Source organism: Pseudarthrobacter sp. 1C304, assembly GCF_052245515.1.
Classification (GTDB): domain Bacteria; phylum Actinomycetota; class Actinomycetes; order Actinomycetales; family Micrococcaceae; genus Arthrobacter.
In genome coordinates this window covers 308,335-331,117 of sequence record NZ_JBQQCH010000004.1, presented here as the reverse complement: position 1 = coordinate 331,117, position 22,783 = coordinate 308,335, and the positions used below count along the sequence as shown (strand labels likewise).

Here is a 22,783-nt window from a genome sequence, read left to right as displayed (position 1 = left end):
CCCGCTAGGGGGTGTGGTGGGCCAGCCCCAGGGACAGCCGTGAGCCGCCGGGGCCGTCGAGGACGAGGGCCACGGCCTGGTCCGGTACCTCGAAGACCAGGGTCGCCCCGACCGACGCTCCCTGCTTGAGGTCCACCACGGACGGTGCCTGCCAGACCGGGCGGAAGATGTCCCGGCCCAGGCCGGAGATGCTGAACTCCCGGGTGTCCAGGCGCATCCCGCCCGGCTCCAGGGCGGTGACGCGGACCACGAGGCGCACCCTGTGGCTGCCGTCGGCGGGGGCGGCGTCAAAGGCATCGTCGTCGCCGTCGGGTTCCCAGCCGTCGTTCTCCACCGGGACAATCTCGCTGATGCTGGCCATGCCGCCCGGGACGGACGCGGACGCCCCGAGGGGAACGCTGGGCTCGGGCTTCGCCGTGAGGAACAGGTAGGCCAGGGCCAGCCCGATGAGGGCCAGCAGGGCGAGGGGAACAAGGATGAGACGCCGGCGCCTGGCGCGCTCCGGCAGCTTCGCTGCGACCTCGGTGGCGGACATGGCGCCAGTCAAGCCCGCCGGACTTGGGAAAACCCTAGGCGGTGCTAGGTGCCGATGCCCAGGTATGCCGCGGTGGCGGTATGGCCCTCCACCTGCAGCTGCCAGCCGGGGCGGATGAAGGCGGCGGGGGTGAGGCGGACTTTTTGGACGTCCTGGCGCGTGCCGCCCCAGGTTGCACGGCCTACGCCGTTAAGTTCGTAGCCGAGGGCGCGGGAAACTCCAAGGGACTGCCGGTTCCAGGCGGCGGCCTCGGATTCCGCGGCGTCCGCGCCCAGCCAGTCGAAGGCGTAGAGGGCGACGGCGGCACGCATCTCCTTCCCGAACCCGCGGCCCTGTGCGCTCTGCCGCAGCCAGGAGCCGGTGGACACCGTCTTAAGGGAAGCGAAGTCCTTGGCGGCGACGTCCTGGCAGCCGATGAATGCGCCGTCGTGTTCGTCGCGGATGGGCCGCAGCACCAGGCGGGGCGTGGTCAGCGTGAGGCCGAATGGCGGCCAGTAGCGGATGAGCTCGGTCATCCGGGAAGCCTAGCGGTGCGGGCAGGCGGCGGCCAGTCACACGCGCTCAGCCGGCGGGAAGTTCCCAGCTGATGTGCCGGCGCACGTCCGTGAGGTTCATGGATTCGGCGAGGAACAGGTCATCGAGCATGTACTCGTCCACGGCCAGGATCCGGAGCCAGTGCCCGTACTCTTCCTGCCTCGGCTCTTCCAGTAAGGGGTTTTCCTGTCCTGGCTTTTCCGGTCCGGGCCCGGACCGGTCGCCGTCGAGCCAACGGCTCGCTACGCAGACGCCCGTGCCGGTGTCGATCCTGACCCGGGTGCGGCCCGGCCGGCACAGCGGGGCGGAGGGGTCGCCGGGGCGGTAGCCGGGGTTCGGCGCCACCGTGGCCTCCAGCGCGGGACGGCCCTCGTGGACGACGTCGGTGATGGAGCCCAGTTCGACGGCGTTGGCATTGGGGAACTCAAGCGGCACCGGGGCATTGCCGGCCAGCTCCACGGGGTCCAGCGCGGCGGCGAAGCGGCCGTTGCCGAATCCGGGTTCGCCGTACGCTGCCTCGGGCCGGCGGCGGACCAGCCCGTGGTCGTCGTAAACCGGGGTGACCAGGTGCGGCGGCAGCAGCCAGGTCTTACGGGTGGAGCGGACGTAGAAGACATCCCGCGAATCGTTGATTCCGGTGGTGCTCTCCAGGACCAGCCCGGCAGGGGTTTCCAGCCGCAACGCGCCGGGACGGCGCAGCCAGGCGCGGACCAGGTCCGGCGGGGTTTCCAGGGCGCCGGGCCCGCCGTCGAAGGGCCGGTCCAGGTACTCAAAGCGCAGGGTCTGCCACTTCCACGGCGAGGAGCGGCACAGGTGGCGGAAGGCGGCGGCCCGCTCCGCGGCGTCCCCGGGCTGGCGTGTCCCGCGCCGGTTCGAGCTGTCCCATGCGGCCATATCCACAGTTTACGCGCGGCCCCGGTCCTGGCTGCCGGAAATTCCAGTAGCATCCGAGGGTGATCCAACGACTCGACGGGCTGGGCGAAGCGGCGCCGCTGGCGTTCTGGCTGGTGCTCCTGGCCTGCGCCTATCTGGCCGTCGCGGCCGTGCGGCTCACGGTCATCGACATCCGGCACCATCTGCTGCCGGACCGGATCGTTTTCCCGTCCTACGCTGTGGCCGCGGTGCTGCTGCTGGGCGCAGCGGCCGTCCACGCGGCGGGGGGCGCCCCGGCGTCGGCGGCCGTGCCCGACGGCGGCGCGGGGCTCTTCGGGGTGCCTGGGCTTCGCGTGGTGGCCGGGGGCGCGGCGCTGTGGCTGTTCTACTTCCTGCTGCGGGCCGTTTATCCGCCGGGAATGGGGTTCGGCGACGTCAAGCTGGCCGGCGTGCTCGGCATGTACTTGGGCTTCCTCGGCTGGCCGCACGTGTTCGCCGGGACGTTCGCCGCGTTCCTCTTCGGCGGGCTGTGGAGCCTGGCCCTGCTGGCGACCCGGCGCGGGAGCCTGCAATCGAGCATCCCCTTTGGCCCGTTCATGCTGGCGGGCGCCACCGCTGCGATGGCCCTGCTGCCGGCGTGACGGGAACGCCAACGGCGGCCGGCGCCTTTCGGGTCAAAGGTGCCGGCCGCCGTCGGGTGCTGCCGTGTTGCGGCGCCTGCCAGCGCCGCGCGGGGGCTAGGCCTTGTGCGGCGGGCGGGTCATGGACATCACGTCCAGGGCCGTGTCCAGCTGCTCCTCGGTCAGCTCGCCGCGCTCCAGGAAGCCCATCGCCACCACGGTCTCGCGGATGGTGAGGCCTTCGGCAACGGCCTTCTTGGCGATCTTGGCGGCGTTCTCGTAGCCGATGAACTTGTTCAGCGGCGTAACGATCGAGGGGGAGGCCTCGGCGAGGAAGCGCGCGCGCTCGACGTTGGCAGTGATGCCGTCGATCATCTTGTCCGCCATGACGCGGCTGGTGTTGGCCAGGAGGCGGACGGACTCAAGCAGGTTGGCGGCCATCACGGGGATGCCGACGTTCAGTTCGAAGGCGCCGTTGGTGCCGGACCAGGCGATGGCGGTGTCGTTGCCGATGACCTGGGCGCAGACCATGATGGAGGCCTCGCAGATCACCGGGTTCACCTTGCCCGGCATGATGGAGGATCCCGGCTGCAGGTCGGGGATCGCGATCTCGCCGAGGCCGGTGTTGGGGCCCGAGCCCATCCAGCGCAGGTCGTTGTTGATCTTCATGAAGGAGATCGCGATGTTGCGCAGCTGGCTGGACGCCTCGATCAGGCCGTCACGGTTGGCCTGGGCCTCGAAGTGGTCGCGGGCCTCGGTCAGCGGCAGGCCGGTGTCGGCGGCGAGCAGCTCGATGACACGTTCCGGGAAGCCGGCCGGGGTGTTGATGCCGGTGCCGACGGCGGTGCCGCCGAGCGGGACCTCGGCGACGCGGGGGAGGGAGGCGTTGATGCGCTCGATGCCGTAGCGGACCTGGGCGGCGTACCCGCCGAACTCCTGGCCCAGGGTCACCGGCGTGGCATCCATCAGGTGCGTGCGGCCGGACTTCACCACGTCCTTGAACTCGACGGCCTTGCGGTCCAGCGAGTCGGCGAGGTAGCCCAGGGCGGGGATCAGGTCGTTGATCAGGGCCGACGTGGCGGCGACGTGCACCGACGTCGGGAAGACGTCATTGGAGGACTGCGAGGCGTTGACGTGGTCGTTCGGGTGGACCACCTTGTCGCTGCCGGCGGCCTTCAGCGCCCGGGTGGCGAGCTCGGCGATGACCTCGTTGGTGTTCATGTTGGAGGACGTGCCCGAGCCGGTCTGGAAGACGTCGATGGGGAAGTCGCCGTCGTACTTCCCGGCGGCGATCTCGTCAGCGGCGCCGGCAATGGCCTGGGCGAGCTCGCCGTCGAGCACTCCCAGTTCTGCGTTGGCCTGCGCTGCGGCTTTCTTGACCCGGGCGAGGGCCTCGATGTGGGCGCGCTCCAGGGTCTTGCCGGAAATGGGGAAGTTTTCGACAGCACGCTGGGTCTGGGCACGGTACAGGGCGTTCACGGGGACGCGGACTTCGCCCATCGTGTCGTGTTCGATGCGGAATTCTTCGGTGTGCAACTCGTCTGTGGAAGTCATGGGGCTAGCTTATTGGGCGGAGGCGCCCCACCGAAAACCGTGAAGCCGCCGGGGCCGGCCGGCGGCAGGGCCTAGAGCTCGCCGATCCCGGAGACCAGGTCGGCGCGGCCCTCGGCGAGGCGGTAGGCGAGTCCGATCACTGCGGCGCGGCCCCCCTGGACGGCGTCGGAAATGACCCGGGAGCTGTCCACGAGGCGCTGCGAGGTCTGCTTGACGTTTTCGACCACCATGTCGTTGATGTCGTGCTGGTCGTTGCGGATCGAGGTCAGCACGGACGGGGTGATGCGCTCGACCAGGCTGCGGATGAACCCGGCCGGCATCTCTCCGGTCTTCACGGCGTTCTGGGTGGCGATGACCGCTCCGCAGCTGTCGTGGCCGAGGACCACAATCAGCGGCACGCCCAGCACACCGACGCTGTATTCCAGCGAGCCGAGGACGGCGTCGTCGATCACCTGACCGGCGGTCCGGACCACGAAGGCGTCCCCCAGGCCCAGGTCGAAGATGATCTCTGCGGCCAGGCGCGAGTCCGAGCAGCCGAAGATCACCGCAAAGGGGTGCTGGTTCTCCACGAGCGAGGAACGGCGGGAGGCGTCCTGGTTGGGATGGGACGACTCTCCGGCGACGAAGCGTTCGTTGCCTTCGCGCAGACGGCGCCAGGCAAGGGCAGGGGTGAGGTAAGTGGCCACGGCAATACCTTACGGCGAAGGAACAGGGGAGGGCGAAACTGTTGCGCCGGCGCTGTTACCCGGGGACGCGCTGCCGGAGTTCGCGAGGGACTGGACCACCGCGGCGGCCAGCGTCGTGAATTCGTCCAGCTGGGCGGACCCGGTCAGGATGACGGTGGTCCCGGCGGCGTCGTTCAGCACCATGGACTTTTCGCCCTTGCCGGTGTCACGGAGCTCCCACTCCCTGCCGCCGGCGCTGCGGGTGCCCGTGACGGGCGCGCTCTTCACCTGCTGGAGCAGCCACGTGGGATTGGACTGGCGCGTCTGGACCAGGCCGATAAAGGATTCCTTGGGGGTGAGGTAACCCACCTCCCAGGTGGGGACGCCGCTGCTGGTCCCGGACTCCCACCGGGCGTAATTTGCCCGGAATGTGTCGCCCGTTTCCGGGGCGGCCGGTGTGAATCCCGCCACATCTGCCGCGTTCGCCGCCACGGCGCTGACGTTGATGTCCGGCCGGTAGCCGTCCGATTTCGGCGAAGGGTTCAGCAGGACGATCGGAAGGAACGTGGCGATGCTCAGGACCAGCGCAATGATCATGCCGATCACCGAGGCGTTCGCGCGCTTGGCCGCTCCGGCGGTCAGGACGGGCTTGACGGGCTGCTGCCCGGACGCGCCGGGTACTCCCTGGCCGGCGCCGCCGGCAGGGGAGGCGGGGGCGGCGGGGGGCGTTTCCTGCAATTCACTCACCCCTCTATAGTCGCCCATCGCGGGCCCGTTCTCACATTCGGAGGAGCTCCGCCGGGCGGGGAAGGCCGTTTCACGAACCGGTCATTTCCGAGACGCAGCTTTTCGCCGCGACTATGATCAGTAGCAGACGAGATCACTTACCAAAGAATCACCGCGACGGATCGACCTGTCCGTGCGGATTCAATGATCGCCACTCGAAGAAGAGGTTCCCGTGACACCAGCGCCAATGACCCAGAAGTACTCCACGCTCTCCCCGTCCCTCGCCGTCGGCATCGACGAGCCGGACCGCAACCTTGCACTGGAACTGGTCCGCGTCACCGAAGCCGCCGCCATCGCCGGCGGCCACTGGGTGGGGTTCGGGGACAAGAACAAGGCCGACGGCGCCGCCGTCGACGCCATGCGTTCTTTCCTCCAGACCGTCCACTTCAACGGCGTTGTTGTGATCGGTGAGGGTGAAAAAGACGAAGCCCCGATGCTCTTCAACGGTGAGCACGTCGGTGACGGCACCGGCCCCGAGTGCGACGTCGCCGTCGACCCGATCGACGGAACCCGCCTGACCGCACTGGGCATCAACAACGCCCTGGCCGTCCTTGCCGTTGCCGAGCGCGGCTCCATGTTCGACCCCTCCGCGGTCTTCTACATGGAGAAGCTGGTCACCGGCCCGGAAGCCGCCGACATGGTTGACCTGCGGCTGCCGGTCAAGCAGAACCTGCACCTGATTGCCAAAGCCAAGGGCGTCAAGGTCAACCAGCTCAACGTGATGATCCTGGACCGCGACCGGCACCGTCCGCTGGTGGAAGAGATCCGCGAGGCCGGCGCCCGGACCAAGTTCATCATGGACGGCGACGTTGCCGGCGCCATCGCCGCAGCCCGCTCCGGAACCGGCGTCGACGCCCTGATGGGCATCGGCGGGACGCCGGAAGGCATTGTTGCCGCCTGCGCCATCAAGTCCCTGGGCGGCGTGATCCAGGGCCGGCTGTGGCCCACCAGCGACGACGAGAAGCAGAAGGCGATCGACGCCGGCCACGACCTGGAACGGGTGCTCTCCACCAACGACCTCGTCTCCAGCGACAACTGCTACTTTGCGGCGACGGGCATTACCGACGGCGACCTGCTCAAGGGCGTCCGCTACTCCAAGGACAAGGTCCTCACGCAGTCCATCGTGATGCGCTCCAAGTCCGGCACCATCCGCTTCGTTGACGGCGAGCACCAGGCCAGCAAGTGGGAGGGCTACGCCCGCAAGAACTAGCGCCGGCCGCAGGCCAGCAAACTCCGGATCCCGGGGCGCGTTCCGCGCTCCGGGATCCGCTGTTTCCGGGCGCGCCGGGGCCACCCACTGATTGGGTAGGGTGGAGCCATGACATGGCTCGTAACAGGTGGCGCAGGGTATATCGGTTCGCACGTGGTTTCCGCTTTGCGGGGCGCCGGGATGCAGGCCGTGGTGATTGACTCGCTGTCCAGCGGGCACCGCGAGTTCGTCCCGGAGGACGTCCCGTTCGTGCACGGCACCATCCTCGATTCGGAGCTTGTGGCCCGCACCATGCTGGAGCACAACGTGGCCGGCGTGATCCACCTGGCCGGCTTCAAATACGCCGGCGTCTCCGTGCAGGAGCCGCTGCTCACCTATGAGCAGAACGTCACCGGCACGGCGGAACTGCTCAAGGCCATGGAGCTGGCCGAGGTCGACAAGCTGGTCTTTTCCTCCTCCGCCGCAACCTACGGCACCCCCACCGGCGACATCGTCACCGAAGACACCCCGACGCAGCCTGAATCGCCCTACGGCGAGAGCAAGCTCATCGGCGAATGGCTGATCCGGGACCAGGGGAAGGCGCGGGGGCTGAAGCACACCTCCCTGCGCTACTTCAACGTGGTTGGCTCCGGCTCGCCCGAGCTGTATGACACGAGCCCGCACAATCTCTTCCCGATCGTGCTCCGCGCGCTGACCGGCGGCAAGACGCCGCGCATCAACGGCACCGACTACAACACCGCCGACGGCACCTGCGTGCGGGACTACGTGCACGTGGCCGACCTGGCGGCGTCGCACGTCGCGGCAGCCCGGGCCCTCGCTGCCGGCACCCCGCTGGAACGCGTCTACAACCTCGGTTCCGGCGACGGGCTGTCCGTCCGCCAGATCATGACGGCAATGGCCGCGGTCACCGGGATTGACTTCGAGCCGGAAATCGGCCCCCGCCGCGCCGGCGACCCGGACCGGATCGTGGCCGACGGCACCCTGGCTGCGCGGGACCTGGACTGGAAAATGCGGCACTCCGTGGAGGACATGGTGGCTAGCGCCTTCGAGGCGCAGAAGAAGGCAGTCTCCGCCGGACACTAGCGCCTGGCGACGCGCCGCCACCGGGGGACATGTCCAGTCTTCGGGCCCGGGAACGGACATAGTGGCCCTATGTCCACCCGGCGCGTCAGGCAGGGGGCATGTCCCGCGGCACGGGGGCGACGTGCGCGGGGTGCACCGGGGGACATGCCCAGTGTTCGGGCCCGGGAACGGACATAGTGGCCCTATGTCCACCCGGCGCGTCAGGCAGGGGGCATGTCCGGCGGGGGAGTCAGCGGCGGAGGGCGCCGCGGAGGCGGGCAGGCAACGCCCGGGCCGCCTTCACCCCGCGGCGGGCCGCCTGTGCCCCGCGCCGGGCCGCCTGGTATCCGCCGTAGCGCAGCTTCCTGACCGGCAGGTCCCACGTTCCCGGGTAGGCCACCTCGTGCCCGCCGAAGGACTTCTTGAACGCCGTGAAACCGGCCCACTTGTGGTCAGGCTGGTCCGCCGGCGCGACGCCCCAGAGATCCACCTGCTTCAGGCCCTTTTCCTTGGCGTCGGCCATCAGCGTGACCAGCAGCGGGATGCCTGCGCTCAGCTTCCGGTGCGCGTCGTCCAGCGCGGCGTGGGCGTAGGTGCGGGTGTCCGCGGAGTCGTAGGCCAGGGCGGCTGCCACCGGCTGTCCCTCCAGCTCGGCAATGAACAGGGTCGCGGCGCCCGCCGGCATCAGCGCGCGGGCCACCTGGGTCAGGTATTCGTCACTCTGCGGCTTGAACCCGTTGCGGGCCGCCGTGAGGTGCAGGAACTCCAGCAGAACCGAGATCTCCTCGGGGTCCTGGCTGGAGCGGAACGTCACACCCTTTTTGTGGATGTTGCGGTACAGGTTCCGGTTCGCCGGCTTCATGTCGGCGAGGACGTCCTTGAAGTCACGGTCCAGGTCCACAATCCAGGTCAGCTCAGGCTGCTGGTTGGCCGGGGCCGGCCGCAGGCCCCGCGCGCGGAGGACCGTGCCGGCATCGGCCGCCGTGAAGCCTGCATCCACCGGCTCGATCCGGACAAACACGGCCCCGCGGCTGCGGGCCAGGTCCACCAGTGCCGCCAGGGCGGCGTCGAACGCTGCCAGGGACGCTGCCACCGGGCCGTACGGCGCGTACAGGAGTTTGCCGGCCGGGTTGCTCTCCTCGATGGCCAGGCAGCTCCAGCCGGGGCCGGAGAGCTGGTGGACGGTCCGCCCCTGGGCTCGCTGGAAATCGGCCCACGCGGGGCTCTGCAGGAAGTGGTCCACAGTCTCAGGCTTTCAGTGCTGTTGTGACGGCGAAAGCCACGGCTGTCCCGGCGGCGCCGGACACGGGGTGGGCATTGACCGGGGCCTCGGCCGCGGGGAGGAAGGCGCTGCCGCCGCGCTCCAGCCGCAGTTCGCCCTTGGGGGAGTCCAGGAGGACGGAGCCGGATACTACAAGGATGACGGCGGCACCGGACTGGGCCACCGGGACCGGTTCCGCGCCGGGCTCCAGCTCTATGCGCTGCAGCTGGAATTCCCGGAACGGCGGACGGAAGACCTCCTGGCCCAGCATCGTCGACTCGGCAGTAAGAGTGGGGACGCCGGCGGGTTCAAAGGCGATGGTCCGGAGCAGCTCCGGCACGTCCACGAACTTGGGGGTCAGCCCGCCGCGCAGCACGTTGTCCGAAGATGCCATCACCTCGACGCCCAGGCCGTGAAGATACGCGTGGACGTTGCCGGCGGGAAGGTAGACGGCCTCGCCCGGTGCCAGGGAGATGCGGTTGAGCAGGAGCGAGATCAGCACCCCCGGATCGCCCGGGTACTGCGCCTGGAGGTTGACCACCGTGGACAGCTCAGCCTGGAACGGGGCGGTGGGGGCGCCGGAGACAAGGGCGGCCACGATCACGGACGCCGCGTCGGAGATGTCCGCGCCGCCGGCGATCAGCCGCTCAAACGCCGAGCGCAGGGCCTTGTGCTCCTCGGGATGGGACAAGTCCGCCAGCAGGAGCGGGACGAGGGCGGGCAGTTCCAGGCCGGCCAGTTCGAAGTCGGCGGCAATCAGCTCGAACACCGCCTTCGCCTCCGCCGCCGGCCGGAAGCCGCACAGCGCCTCAAACGGTGTGAGGGCGAAGATCATCTCCGGCTTGTGGTTGTCATCTTTGTAGTTGCGGTCCGCTGCCGCGCGGTCGACGCCGGCCGCCTCCTCGCGGGCGAACCCCTCCCGGGCCTGTTCCAGCGTCGGGTGCACCTGGAGCGAGAGGGGGCTCTCGGCGGCCAGGACCTTGAGCAGGAAGGGAAGCCGCGGGCCGAACTCCGCCACACTGTCGCCGCCCAGGTGGTGCTCCGGGTCCTCCGCGATCAGCGCGTCCAGGTCCCGGCGTCCGGGGTGTTCAGCGGCGGCATGGGCGCCGGCCCGTCCGGCGCCGGCCCGGCTGAGGGCGACCGAGGGCGAGTCCGGGTGCGCGCCGATCCACAGTTCGGCCTCCGGTCCGCCGGAGGCCGCCCTGCCCAGCAGCCCGGCGATGGCCGTAGTGGAACCCCAGGCATAAGGCCGGAGGACATTCTCGAGTTCGTACACTGCCTGGTGTCCCTATCTGTTACTGATGCGTGCTGCCGAATGTGCGGCCGCTGGAATTACAGCGGTGCGCACTGGCCGTTCGTGGCGACCAGGTTGCGGATGGATTGTTCGTCGCCGATGCGCTTTAACTCATTGAGCATCTCCACCGTGATCGGCTCACCGTCCGGCGTGGTTGTCACCGGAGTGAAGTCCGACGGCGACGGTGCCGGCTGGGTGCCAGGCTGGGCGCCGGGCTTGGCCAACGGCAGGGCCCCTGCTGCTGACAGCGGTCCGGGAGCCGCGTCCTGCGGGAGGATGGCATCGCCGGCGGCAGCCTCGGGGGCGGGGCCGAGGAGCTCGTCGACCTTCCGGTGGATCTGCTCGAAGTCCGGGACGGTCGAGAAGGAGACATCGAAGTCCGGCGGCCCGATGGTCAGCCGGCTCACGTCCTGGCCCTTGGCCTTCATGGCAAGGTCCACGAAGCTGCCGAGCTGGCCGGCGGACACGTTGGAGTCCACCACCTTGGTACCGGCGCTGGCAATGTCCTCGAACTTCGCCAACAGGGTGGCCGGATCCAGCTGCTTCAGCATGGCCTGCTGGACGCACTGCTGCCGCTGGATCCGTGCGTAGTCGTCAACGAACTCGCGGGAGCGGCCGTACCAGAGGGCGTGGTAGCCGTCCAGCGTCTGCTCGCCGGCGCGGATCCAGCCGATCGGCATGCCGTGGATGCCGTTGGCTTCATCCACCATGTCGCCGCTGAGCGGAACCCAGCCGCCGGCCTTGATCCGGATGCCGCCCATGGCATCGATGAGCTTGGCGAAGCCGTCCATGTCCACCAGCACGTAGGCCTGGACCTTGATGCCCAGGGTCCCGGACACCGCCTCCATCGTGGCCTGCGCTCCCGGGTCCGCCACACCGGGGTACAGGTCCCGGTGTTCGTTGGTGACCTCGGTGTTGATGGCGTTGATGAGGCACTCGTTGCCGCAGTCGTAGCCGTCGGGGTAGATCGCGCGCATCGGCGAGTCCTCGCTGAACTGCGCGTTCTGGAGGTTGCGGGGAACGGAGATGATGGCGGTTTTGCCGGTTTTGGCGTCCACGCTGATCACCGAGAGGCTGTCGGGCCGGCGGCCCGTCCGGTCCGCGCCGGCGTCGCCGCCCATCATGAGGAAGTTGTACCGGCCCTCGGAGGGCTCAATGGCCGGACCGTTGGAGAAGATGCTGCCGATGGCGGCGCGGCTGACGTTAAGCATGTAGGCGGCGTAGCCCAGGGACCCGCTGCTGAGGACCAGCGCGAGGACCAGTACGCCGACGACGGCGGGACGCACCTTGGGGGCGAGCAGGACCGGGCGGATCAGCCGCAGGGTGTTGATGAACAGGGCTGCCCAGCCGGCGGCCAGCGCCACCAGGCCAATGATGAGCAGCAGCGACGTCACCGGGCCGGTGACCAGGTTGATGAGCGTCGGCCGGGAGACCAGCAGGAGGACTGCTGCCAGGAGTGCCAGCGCCCAGACGGTGAGCGTGACCCGCAGCGCGAACCGGCCAAGACGCCGGCTGCCGGCGACGATCTGCGCGCTGCCGGGCACCAGCAGCGTCATCAGGACCAGCAGGAAGGCCCGCTTGGTCAGCACCGGCGCGGCTGCCCCGGAGGGGTAGCGGACGGGGTCCGTGAGGGACGGCGCGGCCGTCCGGTTCCGCGGTGCCGGCTGACGGGAGGGGGCGTAACTGTTGGTCATCTCGCGGTCCTTAACGGCTGCCCCGGGGAACGACGTTGCCGCCGCCGAACACGTCAGCCACCTTGTCCCGCAGGCTGGCACCCTTCCGGGTGGCAACCTCGTTGAGTTCCTGGGCGAAGTCCACCAGGTCCGCGCGCAGCCGGGCGGCCAGCGGGTCCGTCCCCGCGGCCAGCATCCGCACCGCCAGGAGGCCCGCGTTGCGGGCCCCGCCGATGGAAACGGTCGCCACGGGAACGCCGGCGGGCATCTGGACGATGGAGAGCAGGGAGTCCATGCCGTCAAGGGTCTTCAGCGGCACGGGCACGCCGATCACCGGCAGGGGCGTGACGGAGGCCAGCATGCCGGGCAGGTGGGCGGCGCCGCCGGCACCGGCGATGATGACGCGCAGGCCGCGTTCGTGGGCGGTCTGGCCGTAGCGGACCATTTCCAGGGGCATCCGGTGGGCGGAGACGACGTCGGCCTCGAAGGGGATGCCGAACTCGGCGAGGGCCTCGGCGGCAGCTTCCATCACGGGCCAATCCGAATCAGAGCCCATCACGAGTCCGACAATTTTGTCCGCTGCAAGCGGGGCTGCTGCGTCAGGGGCTGCCGCAGCCGGGCCGGCTGTGGTGCTGGTGCTGTTGCTGGTGCTCATACGTTCTCCTCGTGGGCTCCCGCGCCGGCGGGCGGCTGGACCCGGCCGTTGCGGATGATGTTGGCGACCGTGGCGGCGCGTTCCCGGACTGAGCCCACCTCGGCCACGGAGCCGCCCACCAGGTTGACGTGCCCAATCTTGCGGCCCGGCCTGACGGCTTTGCCGTAGCAGTGGACCTTCGCCGCGGGCTCGCTGGCCAGTGCCGCCGGGTAGGCGGAAAAGAGGTTCTGGTTCTCGCCGCCGAGGAAGTTCTTCATCACGACGACGGGCCCCAGCAGGTCCGTGGCACCGAGGGGCAGGTTGAGGATGGCCCGGAGGTGCTGTTCGAACTGGCTGGTCACCGAGCCGTCCTGCGTCCAGTGGCCGGTGTTGTGCGGCCGCATGGCGAGTTCATTGATCAGGAAGCCCGCTCCCACGCCGGGGGTCTCGAACATTTCCACGGCCATGACCCCCGTGACGCCGAGCTCGCTGGCGATCCGCAGCGCGGCGTTCTCGGCCGCGGCCGCGACCTCCAGGGGGATGTCCAGGGCGGGGGCGATCACTTCGTCGCAGACGCCGTCGACCTGGACCGTGTGCACCACGGGCCAGGCCCGGGCCTCGCCGTCCGGTGTCCGGGCCACCAGGGCGGACAGCTCACGGCTGAACTCGACTTTGGCTTCGGCGAGCAGCGGCGACATGGCGTCAAACCAGTCCGCCGTCTCCGCGGCGTCCGCCGCCGAGTCCACGATCCGCACGCCCTTGCCGTCGTAGCCGCCGCGCGGGGTCTTCAGCACCACCGGCCAGCCGGCGTCGTCCCCGAAGTCGATCAGCGCGGCGACGTCGTCGACGGCGGCCCAGCGCGGATTCGGCAGTTCCAGGCGGTCGACGGCGGCCCGCATCACCAGCTTGTCCTGGGCGTTGACCAGGGCGTCCGGACCGGGGTGGACGTTGACGCCGGCGCGCTGCAGGGCGCGGAGGTGTTCCGTGGGGACGTGCTCGTGGTCGAACGTCAGGACATCCAGGCCGCGGGAGAACTCCAGCAGGTGGTCAAGGTCGGTGTAATCACCGACCGGGGCGTTGGCCACGGCAGAGACGGCAGAGACGTCCTCACCTTCGGCAAGGACGCGGAGCTCGAAGCCCAGGGCAGTGGCCGCGGGGGCCATCATTCGGGCGAGCTGGCCGCCGCCAACCACACCGATTACAGGAAAAGTCACATCTCCCAGCCTACCGAAAGCCTCGGCATATCCCGGCTTTTGGTGTTCCCGGTCCGGGCGCCGGACGCCGTCCCGCCGCTTCCGGACGCCAATCGGCGCTAAAATGGGCCGTTGGCCTTATGGCTGACAGTTCACAAAGGCCACGGAGGGTCATGATTACTACACTTACGGAGCGCTTGCGCGGGCTAGCCTCGCTGTTCTGGCGCGAAGTGGCCAAATTCGGTGCCGTGGGCGGCGTCGCGTTCGTCATTGACAACGGGCTCACCTACTACCTGATGCACGGCCCGATGACCGACAGCGAGGCCAAGGCCCGCTTCGTCGGGGCCAGCGTGGCCACCGTGTTCTCGTGGATCGCCAACCGCTTCTGGACCTTCCGCCACCGCCGGCAGGACAACGTGCTGCGCGAGTTCCTGATGTTCATCCTGATCAACGGGATCGGCATCGGCATCTCCACCGGCTTCACTGCCCTCGCCAAGTACGCATTCGGGGTCACCGACAAGAACATGCTGTTCCTCGCGGGAGTCGTCGGCATCCTGGTGGCGACCGTGGTGCGTTTCTTTGCCTACCGCTTCCTGGTCTTCAACAAGGAACTCGACGAAGAGCCGGAGTTCTCCCACGACCACGAGATCATCGAACGGCACCCGAACCCCGCAGGCAGGGACGGCGCAGCGGTTCAGGAACAGGGCGCCAGGGACACCGCCGGCGTTCAGGCCGTACCGGATCCGGAGCGGCCGGGCCCGCAGGCCTAGCCTGCCCTGCTCTGCTCTGCTCTGTCCTGCTCTGTCCTGCTCTGCCCTGCCGGGCGGCGCTCAGCTGGCGCTGACGCGCTCGTCCGCGAGCAGCTTCTCCGTCACCTCGACGTCGGGGTGCACCAGCACCACGGAGCCGTCGCCGTGCCAGACCCCCAGGGCCCTCGCCAGGGCGGTCTCCAGGCCGTCGCCGGCCGGCACGAGGAGCCGCACGCCGCCGTCGTGGGCCGCTGCAAAGCCGTCCAGCAGGCCGCCGTGCAGGTGCTCCGTCCCCGCGGCGGACAGCACGGCACGCCGCCCCGGCTCCGGGTCCACGTGGGGCATAAACACATCCCCGTGGGAGCGCACCTCCGCCGCGTAGTCAACGACGCCGGTGGGCAGTTCGCCTGGCCACCGCATGGCCAGGGCCGGCAGCGCCACGGCCACCACGGCGTCGAACGCCCCCAGCGCGGCGCCGGCGGCCGGATCGGCGGTGGCCAGGAGATCGGCTTCCGCGTCCCCGAAGACCACCTCCATGCCGAGCTGCCACGCCGCCAGGGCCAGGATCACGGACTTCCAGTGGGCCGGCAGGTCCAGGCGCAGCCGTGTCCCGGGTTCGGCGTCGAGTTCGTCCTGCAGCAGGTTGGACGTCTTCGCCACCCAGTTGTCCAGCACCCGGCCGGAGACCTCGACCCGCTCGGCGTCGGGGCCGTACCAGGTCAGGCGGGGCGAGGTGGACTGGCCGGACCGCAGGGCTGTCATCAGTTCGATTGCCGGGATGCTCATGGTTTCATCTTGTCACGGCGGGAACGGGTGTGATCTCCGTCATGTCCGGGGCGGGCCATCCGCCGCCGGCCCCGGACGGCCCGGGAACTTTCCCGCGAATTCAGGAAAGATTCTCAAAAGTACTCAGCACCCTGATTATTCCGCGGGTTCTCCGGGCCGGCGTCGAAAAAAATCGGGCGTGGCGTGCCCCTGATTTGGATCCGGGGTTGATTATTATCTCCGCCGTGGCTTGACTCCCGGATACTTACACACGTGTAATTAGGTATCGAAGGCCAATGCGCAGAAACCGGCACACAACCGAGTGTCCGAGGGTCAGTCAAAGGCTGCAAAAATCAGAGAGGAACGCCAATGGGGCTAGCAGAGCGTATCCATGAAGAGGCCGTCGTTGCTGGACAGGCCACGGCAAAGTACCGCTCACGCGGGGTGCCGAGCGACTGGTATGTGGATCCGGCGGATCCGGACGCAGCCGACCGCTACAACGAACAGGCCAATGACTCGCTGCAGGACCAGGCCACGGCCTTCCTCGCGGCCCATGACGAACTTTTGTCCGGTCCGGACCCGGACAACGACCCCCTCGACCCGCCCATGGAGCTCGAGGGCGCCCAGCAGGGCACCACGGCGCAGCCGGTGTGGATCGGCCTGCCCTCCCAGCAGGACTTCGACGATGAAGGCGAACTGGGCTGGCAGACGGATGCGTTGTGCGCCCAGACCGACCCGGAGGCCTTCTTCCCCGAGAAGGGTGGCTCCACCCGCGACGCCAAGAAGGTGTGCGGGGCCTGCAACGTCCGCTCGCAGTGCCTCGAGTACGCCCTGTCCAACGACGAGCGTTTTGGCATCTGGGGCGGCCTCTCCGAGCGCGAGCGGCGCCGGCTTAGGAAGCGAGCGATCTAATTCTTCAGGAAGTACGAGTCACCGCCGTCGTGGTTTCCCACGACGGCGGTGATTTTCTCCCCAGGACCCTGGCGGCGCTGGCAGCCCAGACCCGGCCCGCGGACACCTGCATCGGGGTCGACACCGGGTCCCGCGACCACTCGGCGGCCCTCCTCGAACAGGCCTTCGGCGCAGCCAACGTCACCGTCTTCGAGCAGGCCCGCAGCGGCATGGGCGCCGCGGTGCAGGCAGGCCTCGGCACCCTGGCCCCTTGGAGCGGGGCACCCGCGGGCGCCGGCGCGGCCACCGAGTGGATCTGGCTGCTGCATGACGACGCCGCCCCCGCCCCCGGGGCCCTCGCCGAGCTGCTGCACGCCGTGGAGCGCGCCCCGTCCGTCACTGTGGCCGGCTGCAAACAGCTGGACTGGCATGCCGAACGCCGGCTGATCGACGTCGGGCTCTCCACCAGCCGCTGGGCGGAACGGCTTACCCTCATCGAGGCCGACGAGCTCGACCAGGGGCAGTACGACGGCCGGAGCGACACGTTTGCCGTCAACTCCGCCGGCATGCTGGTCCGCCGGGACGTCTGGGAGGACCTGCACGGCTTCGACCCGGCACTGCCGGGCAGCGGCGACGACGTCGACTTCTGCTGGCGGAACCGGCTGGCCGGACACCGCGTCGTGGTGGTGCCCAGCGCCCGGATGTTCCACGTCTCGCACCGCCCGCACGCCCTCGGCAACGCCACGGCGGCCCGCAAGGCACAGGTGCACCTGCGGCTCAAGCACGCCTCCGCGTGGATGGTCCCGCTGCACGCGGCCGGCGCGCTGCTGGGCAGCATCTTCAAACTCGTCCTGAGCGTTGCCGTCAAGGATCCGGGACACGGCTTTTCGCAGCTCCTGGTGACCATCGGGGCGCTGGCGCGTCCCGCGGCCGTGGTCCGCGGCCGGCGCAACGCCGCCCGGACCCGCCGCATCCGGCGGTCGGTCATCAGGGGACTGCAGACCCCCCGCCGTGAAGTGTGGGCCCACCGCCGTTCCCTGATGGAGGCGCTCGGGGCGGACGACTCGGGGGACAGCCCCGCCGCCCCCGATCCGCTGGCCGAGCAACCCACGGGCGACGCGGCCGATGACTTTGCCGCCCTCACCACCACGGAGCGCGGCTGGGTGGGCAACGGGGCGCTGCTCGCCATCCTCATCACCACCGCGGTTTCCCTCATCGGCCTGCTGAACATCTTCCGCGCCGGTGCCGTGACCGGCGGTGCGATGATTCCCGCCTCGCAGCAGCTGGGCGAGATCTGGGACCACGCCTCCGGCTGGTGGATCTCCCTCGGCGCCGGGCTGCCCGGGCACGCCGACCCCTTCGGCTACGTGCTGTGGTCCCTCGGTGTCCTCGGCGCGGGCGACGCCAACGCCGCCCTCGGGTGGTTGCTGGTGCTGGCCATGCCGCTCTCCGCCCTCGGCGCCTGGTTCGCCGCGGGGGCCCTGACGCAGCGCCGCCGCCTGCGCCTTGCGGCCGCCCTCGTCTGGGCCGGCGCGCCGGCCCTGCAGGTGGCACTGAACCAGGGCCGCGCCGGAGCGCTGATTGTCCACGTCATGATGCCGCTGCTGGTCCTTGCACTGCTGCGGGCCACCGGAACCGCAGCGGGACGGGGCCGCTACGCGGTGCCGGCCCCCGGCGAACGGCGCTTCACCGAGGCGCCCCCGGCCAAGCCCGGAATCAACGGCACGCCGTCCTGGACCGCCGCCGCGGCGGCAGGGCTGGCCCTGGCCGTCGTCACCGCCGCGGCCCCTTCGCTGCTGCTCCCCGCCGCTGTCCTCGTGGCGCTTTGCGGCACCCTGTTGGGCCGCCGCGGCCGCACGGTGTGGTGGGCGCTGCTGCCCAGCCTTGCCTTGTTCGTCCCGTTCCTGGTGTCCACCCTGGACCGTCCCCGCGCCCTGCTCGCGGACCCCGGCGTGCCGCTCGGATTCGACGCCGCACCGCTCTGGCAGCAGTTCCTGGGCCAGCCCCTGCGCTTCGCGGCCGACGGCGGCCTCACCGGCCTTCCGGTGTTCGGCGCCGGTTCCGCGGTGCCGTGGGCGCTCCTGCTGGGGCTCCTGATCGGACTCCCCGCACTGCTCCTTGCCGGGGCCGCGCTGTTCCTGCCGGGCCGGGCCGCGCGCACTGCACGCTCACTGTGGGCTGCCGCGCTCCTGCTGCTGGCCGGAGGCTGGCTCAGCAGCCAGGTCGCCACCGGCGCCAGCGCCATTGTCCTGGTCACCCCCTTCACCGGACCCGCGGTCTCGGCCGCCGCCTTCGCCCTCCTGGGGGCGGCCCTGATCGGCACCGCAGGCCTGCTGGACGCCGCCGACCGGGCCGCCGCGGCAACGACGGGCCGCAAGGTCCTGGTCCGCGCCACAGCGGTCACAGCCATGGTCCTTCTGCTCGCCGGCCCGCTCGCCGGTCTCACCGTGTGGGCCGCGCAGAATGTCCTCCCGCCGGCGGCCGGTACCGGCCTGCCCGGGACGGCATCAGGCGGCTCCGGCTCGCTGGGCACGCCGCGGCTGGTGCAGCCGGCCGAACCCCGCACCCTCCCCGCCACGGCCATCGACCGGGGCGAAGGGCCGGAACAATCCCGCACGCTGCTGATCTCCACCGGCGAGGATGGAACCTTCGACGCCGCGCTCATGCGCGGCGCCGGCACCACGCTCGATGCCCTCTCCACCATTGCCGCCGCCCGCCCGGTCATGGGCGGTCCGGGCCAGGAGCAGGTCCGGGACGACGACGCCGCGGTCGCCTCGCTCCGCAACGTCGTTGCCACGATCGTGGCCGGCCAGGGCGTTGATCCGCGCGGAGAGCTCGAGCAGCTCGGCGTCGGCTTTGTGGTCCTGCGGGCGGACGATACCGCGGCCGAGCTGACCGCCAGCCGCATGGACGCCGTCCCCGGGCTGGTCGCCGTCGGCAAGACGGGCGCCGGCTGGCTCTGGCGGATCAGCCCCCTCAACCAGCCGGTCCTCCAGGCCGCCGACGTCGCGCACCGGGTACGGATCGTCGACGGCGCGGGCGCCACGGTGGGGCTGGTCCCGTCCCGGACAGTGTCCGCCGATGCCCCGGTCCCTGCCGGGCCGGACGGGCGACTGGTAATGCTGGCTGAACGCGCCGATCCCGGCTGGAGCGCCTGGCTCGACGGCCGCCGGCTCACCTCCACCACTTCCGGCTGGGCGCAGGCCTTCACCCTGCCCCCGCAGGGAGGCCAGCTCAGTCTCCGTTACGAAGCGCCCTGGGCCGTCTGGGCCGGCGTCGCACAGGCCGTCATCATCGGCCTGACAGTCCTGCTTGCCATCCCCATGCCTGCCCGCCGGCCGAACACCGGCCTCTCCCGGGACGAAGGGTCCCTGCGGAAGGAACGCCACCATGCCCAGGGATGACACGCCCGCCACCACCCCAGACGCCTCCGGGCCTGCGGCCACCCCGCAGGAGCTGCCGGCGTCGCCTGCACGCCGGAAGGCGCTGCCGTCCGCCGGCCGGCTGGGAGGCGTCCTCACCGCCGTCGTGCTGGTCGCTGCCGGAGGCGGGCTGGTGTCCGCGGCAGCGCTTTCCCCGCAAAGTTCCGCCAGCAGCCGCCCGGTCGAAGCCCCGCTCGCGGCCGTCCCCGCAGGCAGCAGCGTCGGCGTCTGCCCGGGCCCGGCCCGGCTGCTCGAAGGCACCCCCGTGGGCACCGACCCGCAGTTCAGCCCCGAGTCCGCCACGGCCCGCAGCGACGTCAACGCCGTGGTGCTGGGTTCCAGCGGCGGCGTCCTGCCCGGCAGCCGCCTCGCCTCGCTTGCGGGCAGCGCCCTGGTGGAACTCGCCCCGGCGGCGCCGGAATCCGGCAACTCCCCGCCGGCCCCGCCGGAATCCGCCAGCTCCGCGCCGTCAGGCGGCGCCCCCGTCCAGACGGCCGGTGTGGTGTCCCAGCGCGGCGTCGACGGCGTGAGTGTCCTGAGCGCCGACGCGCAGAACGGGCGGCAGGCGGCCGCGGGAGCGGTGATGCGCTATGCCGCCGACGACGGCGACCTCCGCGGGTCGGCGGCCGCAGCATGCCAGCAGCCCGCCAACGATCTCTGGCTGGTCGGCGCCGCCACGTCCCTGGGCCGGACAGCCGTCCTGAACCTCACCAACGCCTCCAGCAGCCCGGCCACCGTCAGCCTCGACCTGTTCGGAGCCAAGGGGCAGATCCAGGCCCCGGGCAGCCGCGGACTTCTCGTCGCCCCGGGCACCGCCCGCTCAGTCATCCTCGGCGGGCTGGCGCCGGGCCAGGAGCGGCTCAGCGTCCGGGTGCGCAGCGCCGGCGGGCCCGTGGCCGCCGCCATCCAGCAAAGCGTCCTGCGGGGACTGACACCGGGCGGTGTCGAGTTCATCGCCCCCGCCGCGGCCCCGGCCCTCCGCCAGGTGGTCACCGGCGTCGACATCCAGGATCCGGCCGGGCTGGCGGAACTCACCGGCAAACCCGGCTTCGGGGACGCGGGACCTGCCCTGCACATCACCGTGCCCGGGTCCGCCGACGCGGTGGTGGCGGTCAAGCTGTTCGGGCGGGACGGCGAGAAGGCCCTGCCGGGCGGCGGGGCGGTCACGGCCAAGGCCGGATCGGTCACCGAGATTCCGCTCTCCGGGGTGCCGGCCGGGCCCTACACGGTGGCCGTCAGTTCGGACGTTTCCATCACCGCGGCAGCCCGCCTCACCCGCGGCCTCAATGCCGCGGAACCCGTCGATTTCGCGTGGTCCGCAGCCTCTGCACGGCTGGGCAGCCAGCACGTCGTGCCGGTCCCCGGCTCGGGGAAGCGCTATCTTGTCTTCGGCGCTCCCGAGGGCCGCGCCACGATCACCTACACTCCGGTCACGGCGGACGGCAAGATCCGCGCCGCGGCCGCGGCCGACATCGCCGGCGGCACCACTGCCTCCATTGAAGTCCCGGCCGACGTGGAGGGCTCAGCGCTGGTCGGCTACCTCGTCTCCGCCGCGGGTGATCCCGCGTACGGGGCCGTGCTGGTGCAGCAGGACGGCAAGCAGGACGTCTCCACCATCGCGATTGCCCCCGGGGCGGCGGGGCAGGAACAGATCCCGGTGACCCTCGGCTATTGACCGGGCAGGTGGTGCCCGCCCGGCGGTGCAGTCCTAGTAACGGCGGCGGTAGACGGGGTCCAGCGACTCCGGCGGCACGCCCAGCATCTCGGCCGTGTACTCCACGACGACGTCATGGACCAGGTCCTGGAGTTCGTCGCGGCTGCCGCAGGCCTGCTCCACCACCCGGCGGTACAGGGTAATGACAGGGCCTTCCTCCGGCGTGGCGGGGGAGTAGGCGCCCATCGGGGCGGGGGCGCGGTCCGCGACGAGCTGCTCAAGCCCGGGCGGAATCTCGTCGACGGCGAAGCGGACGCCGTCCAGCGGCTTGCCCCAGATGTCGTGGAGGCGCTCCGCCGAGTCCAGGACAAAGTCGTCGAAGCGGTCCGACCGGGTGCGGTACCCCGGCAGGGTGGGCAGCATCAGCTCGCCGCGAAGCCCGCGGCCGTGCCGGTTCCGCCGCCGCTGCCGGAAGCTCCTCGGCGCGGCAAGGCCGGAATCGGCGTCGTGGCGTCCGGCGTCCGTTTCAGCCAAGCGGACCGTAAAACCCGGATCGTGGTGCGATGACTGCATATCTCGACTCTAAACCCGCCGCATGGTTTACGCGATATGGGCCGGCCGACCCGCCGCCAGCGCGCCGGGCGGCGTCCGGCGGCGCGGGGGAGTAGTCTGTGATGTCGTGGGTGCGATTCGTCTTTGTTCAAGGTCAGCCTGCCGCAATTCGGCGGTGGCGACTTTGACGTACGTCTATGCCGATTCCACCGCGGTGCTCGGCCCCCTGGCCACCTACGCCGAACCGCACTGCTACGACCTGTGTGAACAGCACGCCGGATCCTTGACCGTTCCGCGCGGCTGGGAAGTGCTGCGGCTGGCCATGCCGGCCACTCCGGCCGGCCCCGGCCCCGACGACCTGCTGGCCCTCGCCAACGCCGTCCGGGAGGCGGCCGCACGGCCCGCCACGCCCGAGTCCGGCCCGGCCCAGCGCGGTGCACACGCCGCCCTTGAAGCTCCGCCGGCGGCCGAGGGCACCCGCCGGGGACACCTGCGGGTCCTGCGCGAACCGTCGTAACTTACAACTGGCGGTAGGCTGGGAACTGCAAAATCCGTAAGCCACCGGCGCCCGCTGCGGCGTCCACCAGGGAGCGTCCACCATGCCGAAGATCAGCCCCGAACTGTTGTCTGTCCTGCGATGCCCCGTGACAGGCTCCGCGCTGGTGCAGGAGGGCGAGGAACTCGTCGCCGCAACGGCCGGGCCCTCCGGCGAGAAGCTGCGCTACACCATCGAGGACGGCATCCCGCTGCTGCTCCCGCCGGAACTGCTCCCGGCAGCCGCTGCCGCCCCCTCGTTCCAGCACGACGCCGGCACCCAGGCCGGGGCCTGAACCGCCGGCCCATCGTTCCGCCGTCC

General features: G+C 70.6%; 22 protein-coding genes. 9 read left to right on the top strand and 13 right to left on the bottom strand.

Annotated elements, in window-relative coordinates; all coding sequences use genetic code 11:
• Window positions 1–4: 4 nt before the first annotated feature.
• From ACTWQD_RS10850 to ACTWQD_RS10840, 3 genes are read right to left on the bottom strand one after another with little or no spacing between them, the layout of a single operon-like run.
• Window positions 5–535, bottom strand: coding sequence for a hypothetical protein (locus tag ACTWQD_RS10850; protein ID WP_443196127.1), 531 nt, complete (start codon window positions 533–535; stop codon window positions 5–7).
• Between the two features lie 44 nt (window positions 536–579).
• Window positions 580–1,050: a GNAT family N-acetyltransferase gene (locus tag ACTWQD_RS10845; RefSeq protein ID WP_443196126.1), complete on the bottom strand. Its 471-nt coding sequence runs from the start codon at window positions 1,048–1,050 to the stop codon at window positions 580–582.
• A 46-nt stretch (window positions 1,051–1,096) separates the two neighbouring features.
• A complete protein-coding gene (locus tag ACTWQD_RS10840; RefSeq protein ID WP_443196125.1) occupies window positions 1,097–1,963 on the bottom strand; it encodes a hypothetical protein in 867 nt (288 codons plus the stop codon).
• A 59-nt stretch (window positions 1,964–2,022) separates the two neighbouring features.
• On the opposite strand from ACTWQD_RS10840, the gene ACTWQD_RS10835 reads away from it, so the two are divergent.
• Complete coding sequence (locus ACTWQD_RS10835; RefSeq protein WP_443196124.1) at window positions 2,023–2,583, top strand: prepilin peptidase; 561 nt, start codon at window positions 2,023–2,025, stop codon at window positions 2,581–2,583.
• 96 nt (window positions 2,584–2,679) lie between these two features.
• On the opposite strand, the gene ACTWQD_RS10830 is transcribed toward ACTWQD_RS10835, so the two are convergent.
• The 3 genes from ACTWQD_RS10830 to ACTWQD_RS10820 all read right to left on the bottom strand — a co-directional run bounded on the left by ACTWQD_RS10830 (window position 2,680) and on the right by ACTWQD_RS10820 (window position 5,546).
• Window positions 2,680–4,116 carry a class II fumarate hydratase gene (locus ACTWQD_RS10830; RefSeq protein WP_443196123.1) on the bottom strand — a complete coding sequence of 479 codons (1,437 nt, stop codon included), beginning with the start codon at window positions 4,114–4,116 and terminating at the stop codon, window positions 2,680–2,682.
• Window positions 4,117–4,187: 71 nt separating this feature from the next.
• Complete coding sequence (locus tag ACTWQD_RS10825) at window positions 4,188–4,802, bottom strand: carbonic anhydrase (protein WP_066434274.1); 615 nt, start codon at window positions 4,800–4,802, stop codon at window positions 4,188–4,190.
• Between the two features lie 9 nt (window positions 4,803–4,811).
• The gene (locus tag ACTWQD_RS10820) at window positions 4,812–5,546 is read right to left on the bottom strand and encodes a DUF4245 domain-containing protein (RefSeq protein WP_443196122.1); all 735 of its coding nucleotides are present in this window, start codon (window positions 5,544–5,546) and stop codon (window positions 4,812–4,814) included.
• A gap of 208 nt (window positions 5,547–5,754) precedes the next feature.
• Between ACTWQD_RS10820 and glpX the strand changes: the two genes are divergently transcribed.
• Both glpX and galE read left to right on the top strand, forming a co-directional pair.
• Window positions 5,755–6,777, top strand: a complete 1,023-nt coding sequence (gene glpX / locus ACTWQD_RS10815) for a class II fructose-bisphosphatase (protein ID WP_197410608.1) — start codon at window positions 5,755–5,757, stop codon at window positions 6,775–6,777.
• Between the two features lie 108 nt (window positions 6,778–6,885).
• Window positions 6,886–7,860 (top strand): UDP-glucose 4-epimerase GalE, encoded by a 975-nt coding sequence (galE, locus tag ACTWQD_RS10810; RefSeq protein ID WP_443196121.1) that lies wholly within the window; start codon window positions 6,886–6,888, stop codon window positions 7,858–7,860.
• Window positions 7,861–8,089: 229 nt separating this feature from the next.
• Here galE and ACTWQD_RS10805 read toward each other — a convergent pair whose 3' ends face one another.
• The 5 genes from ACTWQD_RS10805 to ACTWQD_RS10785 all read right to left on the bottom strand — a co-directional run bounded on the left by ACTWQD_RS10805 (window position 8,090) and on the right by ACTWQD_RS10785 (window position 13,867).
• The gene (locus ACTWQD_RS10805; protein ID WP_443196120.1) at window positions 8,090–9,082 is read right to left on the bottom strand and encodes a lipid II:glycine glycyltransferase FemX; all 993 of its coding nucleotides are present in this window, start codon (window positions 9,080–9,082) and stop codon (window positions 8,090–8,092) included.
• Window positions 9,083–9,086: 4 nt separating this feature from the next.
• Window positions 9,087–10,376, bottom strand: coding sequence for a mannose-6-phosphate isomerase, class I (gene manA / locus ACTWQD_RS10800; protein WP_443196119.1), 1,290 nt, complete (start codon window positions 10,374–10,376; stop codon window positions 9,087–9,089).
• Between the two features lie 56 nt (window positions 10,377–10,432).
• A complete protein-coding gene (locus ACTWQD_RS10795) occupies window positions 10,433–12,088 on the bottom strand; it encodes an LCP family protein (protein ID WP_443196118.1) in 1,656 nt (551 codons plus the stop codon).
• Between the two features lie 10 nt (window positions 12,089–12,098).
• Window positions 12,099–12,623, bottom strand: a complete 525-nt coding sequence (gene purE, locus ACTWQD_RS10790) for a 5-(carboxyamino)imidazole ribonucleotide mutase (protein ID WP_443196205.1) — start codon at window positions 12,621–12,623, stop codon at window positions 12,099–12,101.
• Between the two features lie 95 nt (window positions 12,624–12,718).
• Window positions 12,719–13,867 (bottom strand): 5-(carboxyamino)imidazole ribonucleotide synthase, encoded by a 1,149-nt coding sequence (locus tag ACTWQD_RS10785; RefSeq protein ID WP_443196204.1) that lies wholly within the window; start codon window positions 13,865–13,867, stop codon window positions 12,719–12,721.
• A 200-nt stretch (window positions 13,868–14,067) separates the two neighbouring features.
• Here ACTWQD_RS10785 and ACTWQD_RS10780 point away from each other — a divergent pair, with 200 nt between their 5' ends.
• The gene (locus tag ACTWQD_RS10780; RefSeq protein ID WP_443196117.1) at window positions 14,068–14,664 is read left to right on the top strand and encodes a GtrA family protein; all 597 of its coding nucleotides are present in this window, start codon (window positions 14,068–14,070) and stop codon (window positions 14,662–14,664) included.
• A 60-nt stretch (window positions 14,665–14,724) separates the two neighbouring features.
• On the opposite strand, the gene ACTWQD_RS10775 is transcribed toward ACTWQD_RS10780, so the two are convergent.
• Entirely contained in the window at window positions 14,725–15,429 is a 705-nt protein-coding gene (locus ACTWQD_RS10775) for a TIGR03089 family protein (protein WP_443196116.1), read from the bottom strand.
• Window positions 15,430–15,777: 348 nt separating this feature from the next.
• Between ACTWQD_RS10775 and ACTWQD_RS10770 the strand changes: the two genes are divergently transcribed.
• From ACTWQD_RS10770 to ACTWQD_RS10760, 3 genes are read left to right on the top strand one after another with little or no spacing between them, the layout of a single operon-like run.
• Complete coding sequence (locus ACTWQD_RS10770) at window positions 15,778–16,320, top strand: WhiB family transcriptional regulator (protein ID WP_443196115.1); 543 nt, start codon at window positions 15,778–15,780, stop codon at window positions 16,318–16,320.
• Window positions 16,321–16,349: 29 nt separating this feature from the next.
• On the top strand, window positions 16,350–19,703 hold the full coding sequence (locus tag ACTWQD_RS10765) for a glycosyltransferase (RefSeq protein ID WP_443196114.1): 3,354 nt from the start codon (window positions 16,350–16,352) through the stop codon (window positions 19,701–19,703).
• Entirely contained in the window at window positions 19,690–21,396 is a 1,707-nt protein-coding gene (locus tag ACTWQD_RS10760) for a DUF5719 family protein (protein WP_443196113.1), read from the top strand. The genes ACTWQD_RS10765 and ACTWQD_RS10760 overlap by 14 nt, the downstream gene beginning before the upstream one ends.
• 33 nt (window positions 21,397–21,429) lie before the next feature.
• On the opposite strand, the gene ACTWQD_RS10755 is transcribed toward ACTWQD_RS10760, so the two are convergent.
• Window positions 21,430–21,948 carry a metallopeptidase family protein gene (locus tag ACTWQD_RS10755; protein WP_443196112.1) on the bottom strand — a complete coding sequence of 173 codons (519 nt, stop codon included), beginning with the start codon at window positions 21,946–21,948 and terminating at the stop codon, window positions 21,430–21,432.
• Window positions 21,949–22,054: 106 nt separating this feature from the next.
• Here ACTWQD_RS10755 and ACTWQD_RS10750 point away from each other — a divergent pair, with 106 nt between their 5' ends.
• Window positions 22,055–22,444: a DUF3499 domain-containing protein gene (locus ACTWQD_RS10750; RefSeq protein WP_443196203.1), complete on the top strand. Its 390-nt coding sequence runs from the start codon at window positions 22,055–22,057 to the stop codon at window positions 22,442–22,444.
• 82 nt (window positions 22,445–22,526) lie between these two features.
• On the top strand, window positions 22,527–22,757 hold the full coding sequence (locus tag ACTWQD_RS10745) for a Trm112 family protein (RefSeq protein WP_443196111.1): 231 nt from the start codon (window positions 22,527–22,529) through the stop codon (window positions 22,755–22,757).
• The last annotated feature ends 26 nt before the right edge of the window (window positions 22,758–22,783 follow it).